This is a genomic window from Streptomyces sp. NRRL B-24085 (assembly GCF_001282115.1).
GTDB lineage: Bacteria > Actinomycetota > Actinomycetes > Streptomycetales > Streptomycetaceae > Streptomyces.
The window spans coordinates 1-5,441 of the sequence record NZ_LJBR01000094.1; the positions used below are offsets into that span (position 1 = coordinate 1).

The window sequence follows — 5,441 nt, forward strand, 5'->3', positions numbered from 1 at the left end:
ACCTACGAGTTGAAGCCGGTGGACGGCTCCGCCGTGGCCGCCGTCGAAGAGATCCCCACCCCGGACACCCCCACCATCGAGACCCTCGCCGCCCAGCTCGGCGTCGAGGCCTCCGCCACCCTCAAGAACCTCCTCGTGAAGGTCGACGGCGAGATCGTGGCCGTCGGCGTCCCCGGCGACCGCGAGGTCGACCTGGACAAGGTCGAGGCGCACTTCGCGCCGGCCGCCGTGGAGCTGGTGACGGCGGAGGACTTCACCGGCCGCCCCGACCTCGTCCGCGGCTACGTCGGCCCCCAGGGCCGTCAGGAGAAGCTCAAGTACATCGCCGACCCGCGCGTGGCCCCCGGCACCGCCTGGATCACCGGCGCCAACAAGGAGCACACGCACGCGAAGAACGTCGTCGCCGGCCGTGACTTCGAGGTCGACGAGTACGTCGACGTCGTGGTCGTCCAGGAGGGCGACCCGTGCCCGAAGTGCGGCACCGGCCTCAAGCTGGACCGCGCCATCGAGATCGGCCACATCTTCCAGCTCGGCCGCAAGTACGCCGACGCCCTCAAGCTCGACGTCCTCGGCCAGAACGGCAAGCCGGTCCGCGTGACCATGGGCTCCTACGGCATCGGCGTCTCCCGCGCGGTCGCCGCCCTCGCCGAGCAGACCGCCGACGACAAGGGCCTGTGCTGGCCCGCCGAGGTCGCCCCGGCCGACGTGCACGTCGTCGCCGCCGGCAAGGCCCTCCAGATCGAACTGGCCCTCGACGTCTCCGAGAAGCTGCGCGAGGCGGGCCTGCGGGTCCTCGTCGACGACCGTGCCGGTGTCTCCCCGGGCGTGAAGTTCACGGACTCCGAGCTCATCGGCGTACCGAAGATCCTGGTCGCGGGCCGCCGTTCCGGCGAGGGGGTCCTGGAGCTCAAGGACCGCCGTACCGGTGAGCGCGAGGAGCTGACGGTGGACGAGGCGATCGCCCGCCTGACGGCCTAGGGGAAACCGGCACAGGGTGAGGCGGCGTCCCCGGGCGCCGCCTCACAGCCACCCGGCGAACTCCAGCAGCAGCTCCGCGTCCCGGGGCCGCCCCACCCGCAGCGCCCGCACCCCCGACTCCACGGCCCGGAACAGCGTCCATCCCCGCAGCCGCTCCTGGTCGACCTCCAGGGACTCCGCGAGCCGCTTGATCCGCCGGCGGGTCGTCGCCGCTCCCGAGGGCGAGGCGATCAGGTCCTCCACCCGGTCCCGCACCAGCCGGGCGAGATCGAACGCGCACTCGCCGACCACGGGGTCGGGCCCCACGGCCAGCCAGGGGGACCGGGTGCCCGCCAGCACCTTGCTCTGCCGGAACGTGCCGTGCAGCAACCGCTCCTCCGGCGGCGCGGCCAGCAACGACTCCCGCGCGTCGAGAGCCGCGCTCACCAGGCCCGACACCTCCGCGGAAGCGCCCCGCATGGCAGCCGCCTGCCGTCCGGTCCGCTCGGCCACCGTCTCGAACACATGCTCGCCGGGCGGCTCGACCCACAGCCGCCGCAGGGTCCCGGCCGCCTCCAGCAACGCCTTCGCCTCCGGCAGCGACCGCACGGACACATCGGGATGCAGCCGTTCGAGGAGCAGCACCCCCTCGGCGACGAAGGGCTCCACGAGCTGTACGGCCCCCCGCCCGTCCCAGTGCGCGAGAGCCGCCCGCTCGCTCTCCGGACGGGCCCGGGGCGGGGCCAGCTTGAGCACGGCCGGCGTCCCGTCGGGCCGCCGCACGAGCACGACCAGGCTGCTCCGGCCGCCGGGCACCTGGACCCGCTCGGCGGTCAACTCGCGCACCGCGACGGCCTGTTCGGCGGCGCCGGGCAGCCGGTCCACCCAGTCGTCTGCGTCCGGCAGGCTCTCGCCGAGCGCCCGCACCAGCCGCTGAGGTGGTTCGAAAGCCATGCGCGAGTCGTTCCCTTCCTGTACCGCGTTACGCCGGGGGGTTCGCCGGGGAGACCGAGGCCGGGGACGAGGACGCCCCCGTGGCCGTCCGCTCGGCGAGCCCAGGGAAGGCTACGCTCTCGCCGCGCCAGCGCACGGCCCGCACCGCGGCCTCCCGCAGTGCCCCGGCGGCCGTGCTCCGCCGCCCGCCCCCGGTTGCCCGCACCACGTCGGAGTACACCCCGGCCACCCGGTCCTCCAGGGCGGCGGCGAGCCGTACCGCCGCGGCCGAGTCCGGAACCGGGAAGGGCAGCGCGTACGCCGCCGCCGCGGCCACCGGCGTGCCGCCCAGGTCCCGCACCGCACGCGCCAGGGCGTCCCGGCGGGCCCGGTGGGCGTCATAGGCGGACATGGCCTCCGCGCGCCGCTCCTCGCGGATCCGGCCGCCGACGACGCCGTAGCCGTAGACGGCGGCGTGCTCGGCGGCCAGCGCCTTCTGGAGGGCCTCCAGCTCCCGCTTCTCGCTCATCGGGCACGCTCCGTCAGCAGATAGGCGTGCGCCGCGCCGGCCGCCGCCACCGAGGCCAGCAGCCGGGCCAGCTCGCCCGGCACGTCCAGCAGGGCCTCGGCCCGCCGGTCGGCGAGCTCGCGCTCGGCGGCGGCGAGCTGGGCGAGGGCGTCTCCCTCGGCCGCGGGCACGGCCACCGACGGCGAGGGCTCGGGCGTGGGCGAGGCGCTGCGCGACGCGCCGGGGGAGGCCGGGGAGACCCGCTCTCCGAACGCCTCCGCATGTCGCAGCGCCGCCGCCCGCAACGGCCCCACCCGCTCCGCGAGCGTGGGATGGGCGGCCAGGACGGCGTCGTACCGCCCGACGAGCCCGCGGCTGTCCCGGGCCGCCTGCACGCGGACCCGCTGGGCTACGGAAGGGCTGCCGGAGGTGCCCCCCTCGCCGCTTCCGGACCCGTCGGAGCACCCCACGAGGAGGGCGCCCCCGGCGACCGAGGCGAGCAGGGATCTTCTCCGCGGCCCCGGGGGGACGCGCGACGGAGGCGGGTACGGCACGGCAGACGTCCTCAGGAAGCTCGTACGAACACACGGGCGGGAGGTCGGGCCCGCCGGCGATCACGGTACCCGCGCATCCGCGGTCACCTGGAAGCAACACCCTCCGCGACCGGATACCCTTTGACCAGACACGCGACCTACCCACAACAGCACACGCGGCCGAGGAGTCACCCGGATGAGCACCACCCAGAGCGAGAGGCTGCGAGAGCTCCTGGAACCGCTCGTCACCTCCCAGGGCCTGGATCTCGAAGAGATCGCCGTGGACTCCGTAGGACGGAAGCGGGTGCTGCGCGTCGTCGTCGACTCGGACACGGGTGCCGACCTGGACCAGATCGCCGATGTGAGCCGCGCGCTCTCGGCGAAGCTCGACGAGACCGACGCGATGGGCGCCGGGGAGTACACCCTCGAGGTCGGCACCCCGGGCGCGGAGCGCCTCCTCAAGGAGCACCGGCACTTCGAGCGTGCCGTGGACCGGCTGGTGAAGTTCCAGCTCACCGAGGGCGGGGAACTGGTCGCCAGGATCCTGAAGGTCGACGACGAGGGCCTCGACCTGGAAGTGCCCGGTGTGAAGGGCCGCAAGGCCACCGCCCGCAGACTCGCCTTCTCCGACTTCGACAAGGCGCGCGTGCAGGTCGAGTTCAGCCGCAAGGACAAGAACGAAGAGGAGGCGTAGCCGTGGACATCGACATGAGTGCCCTGCGGGGCTTGGTACGGGAGAAGGAGATCTCCTTCGACCTGTTGGTCGAGGCGATCGAGTCGGCCCTCCTCATCGCCTACCACCGCACCGAGGGAAGCCACCGCCACGCGCGCGTGAAGCTCGACCGGGACTCCGGACACGTGGTCGTGTGGGCGAAGGAGGACCCCGAGGACCTCGAAGAGGGCCAGGAGCCCCGGGAGTTCGACGACACCCCGTCCGACTTCGGCCGTATCGCCGCCACCACCGCCAAGCAGGTCATCCTGCAGCGGCTGCGCGACGCCGAGGACGACGCGACGCTCGGCGAGTACGCGGGGCGCGAGGGCGACATCGTCATGGGCGTGGTCCAGCAGGGCCGCGACCCGAAGAACGTGCTGGTGGACATCGGCAAGCTGGAGGCCATCCTGCCGGTGCAGGAGCAGGTCCCGGGTGAGACCTACCCGCACGGAATGCGGCTGCGGTCGTACGTCGTACGAGTGGCGAGGGGCGTGCGCGGTCCGTCCGTCACCCTCTCCCGCACGCACCCCAATCTGGTGAAGAAGCTCTTCGCCCTGGAGGTGCCGGAGATCGCCGACGGCTCCGTCGAGATCGCCGCGATCGCCCGCGAGGCTGGCCACCGCACCAAGATCGCCGTACGGTCCACCCGTTCGGGCCTGAACGCCAAGGGCGCCTGCATCGGCCCCATGGGCGGCCGTGTGCGCAATGTCATGGGCGAGCTGAACGGTGAGAAGATCGACATCGTCGACTGGTCGGACGACCCGGCCGAGATGGTGGCGAACGCCCTCTCACCGGCCCGGGTCTCCAAGGTCGAGGTCGTGGACATGGCGGCCCGCTCCGCGCGGGTGACCGTCCCCGACTACCAGCTGTCCCTCGCCATCGGCAAGGAGGGGCAGAACGCCCGGCTCGCGGCCCGGCTCACCGGCTGGCGCATCGACATCCGTCCGGACACCGAGCAGGCAGCCGACGGCACCGGGGAATAGATCCAAGCCGTCGGTGGCTTAGATCACGACAACAACCGTTCGATCCCTGCCCCCAAGGGGTGAGGTCGGTACGGGGAGGTAGACTTAAGAGTGTCTGGCCGGACGCCCGACCGCGCATGCCCTGAACGCACCTGTGTGGGATGCAGGCAGCGAGCGGCCAAGACCGATCTGCTGCGCATCGTGGCGATCAAGGACGCATGCGTCCCTGATCCTCGCGGTACGCTGCCCGGCCGGGGTGCGTACGTCCACCCCGCCCTGGTCTGTCTCGACCAGGCGGTACGCCGCCGGGCGTTCACGCGGGCGTTGCGCGCCCCGGGAGCGCTCGACACAAAGGCGTTGCGCCAGTACGTCGAGCAGACAGACAGTTGCTGAGCAGGCAACACCGTAAGAAGCGTCGCGCGGAGCCCCCGTGCGGCCCAGGTACCCCGCGAGTTGGAAGTAGGTCGAGATTGCGATGAGCACTCGATGAGCACGCGATGAGTACGCCCATGAAGTAGCGACGGTCCGGACGCAACCCGGACCTAAAAGGAGCGAAGTGGCTAAGGTCCGGGTATACGAACTCGCCAAGGAGTTCGGTGTGGAGAGCAAGGTCGTCATGGCCAAGCTCCAGGAACTCGGTGAATTCGTCCGTTCGGCGTCTTCGACCATCGAAGCGCCCGTCGTCCGTAAGCTGACGGACGCCCTCCAGCAGGGCAACGGAGGCGGCAAGCCCGCCCCCGCACGCAAGGCCGCCCCGGCACGTCCGGCGGCCCCCTCTCCCGCGCAGGCTGCCCGTCCGGCCGCCGGACGTGCCGGGGCGGCCTTGCGTGCGGGGG

General features: G+C 72.5%; 8 protein-coding genes. 5 read left to right on the plus strand and 3 right to left on the minus strand.

The genetic code is table 11. From position 1 onward, the window contains the following. Positions 1–978 (plus strand): YbaK/EbsC family protein (locus AOJ26_RS13035; RefSeq protein ID WP_234358543.1); only part of this gene is annotated, 978 nt, incomplete at its 5' end. 42 nt (positions 979–1,020) lie between these two features. On the opposite strand, the gene AOJ26_RS13040 is transcribed toward AOJ26_RS13035, so the two are convergent. From AOJ26_RS13040 to AOJ26_RS13050, 3 genes are read right to left on the minus strand one after another with little or no spacing between them, the layout of a single operon-like run. Beyond that, positions 1,021–1,911 carry an aminoglycoside phosphotransferase family protein gene (locus AOJ26_RS13040; protein WP_053848421.1) on the minus strand — a complete coding sequence of 297 codons (891 nt, stop codon included), beginning with the start codon at positions 1,909–1,911 and terminating at the stop codon, positions 1,021–1,023. Between the two features lie 28 nt (positions 1,912–1,939). Further along, positions 1,940–2,419, minus strand: coding sequence for a ferritin-like domain-containing protein (locus tag AOJ26_RS13045; RefSeq protein WP_053848422.1), 480 nt, complete (start codon positions 2,417–2,419; stop codon positions 1,940–1,942). After that, the gene (locus AOJ26_RS13050) at positions 2,416–2,952 is read right to left on the minus strand and encodes a hypothetical protein (protein ID WP_053848423.1); all 537 of its coding nucleotides are present in this window, start codon (positions 2,950–2,952) and stop codon (positions 2,416–2,418) included. The genes AOJ26_RS13045 and AOJ26_RS13050 overlap by 4 nt, the downstream gene beginning before the upstream one ends. Positions 2,953–3,127: 175 nt before the next feature. On the opposite strand from AOJ26_RS13050, the gene rimP reads away from it, so the two are divergent. From rimP to AOJ26_RS13065, 4 genes are all read left to right on the plus strand, one after another. Next, complete coding sequence (gene rimP / locus AOJ26_RS13055; protein WP_053848424.1) at positions 3,128–3,625, plus strand: ribosome maturation factor RimP; 498 nt, start codon at positions 3,128–3,130, stop codon at positions 3,623–3,625. A gap of 2 nt (positions 3,626–3,627) precedes the next feature. Continuing rightward, positions 3,628–4,626 carry a transcription termination factor NusA gene (gene nusA, locus AOJ26_RS13060; RefSeq protein WP_053848425.1) on the plus strand — a complete coding sequence of 333 codons (999 nt, stop codon included), beginning with the start codon at positions 3,628–3,630 and terminating at the stop codon, positions 4,624–4,626. A 90-nt stretch (positions 4,627–4,716) separates the two neighbouring features. Further along, positions 4,717–4,998 carry a YlxR family protein gene (locus AOJ26_RS41760; RefSeq protein WP_078959876.1) on the plus strand — a complete coding sequence of 94 codons (282 nt, stop codon included), beginning with the start codon at positions 4,717–4,719 and terminating at the stop codon, positions 4,996–4,998. Between the two features lie 163 nt (positions 4,999–5,161). Further along, positions 5,162–5,441: translation initiation factor IF-2 N-terminal domain-containing protein (locus tag AOJ26_RS13065; RefSeq protein ID WP_143663549.1), on the plus strand; the 280-nt coding region annotated here is incomplete at its 3' end.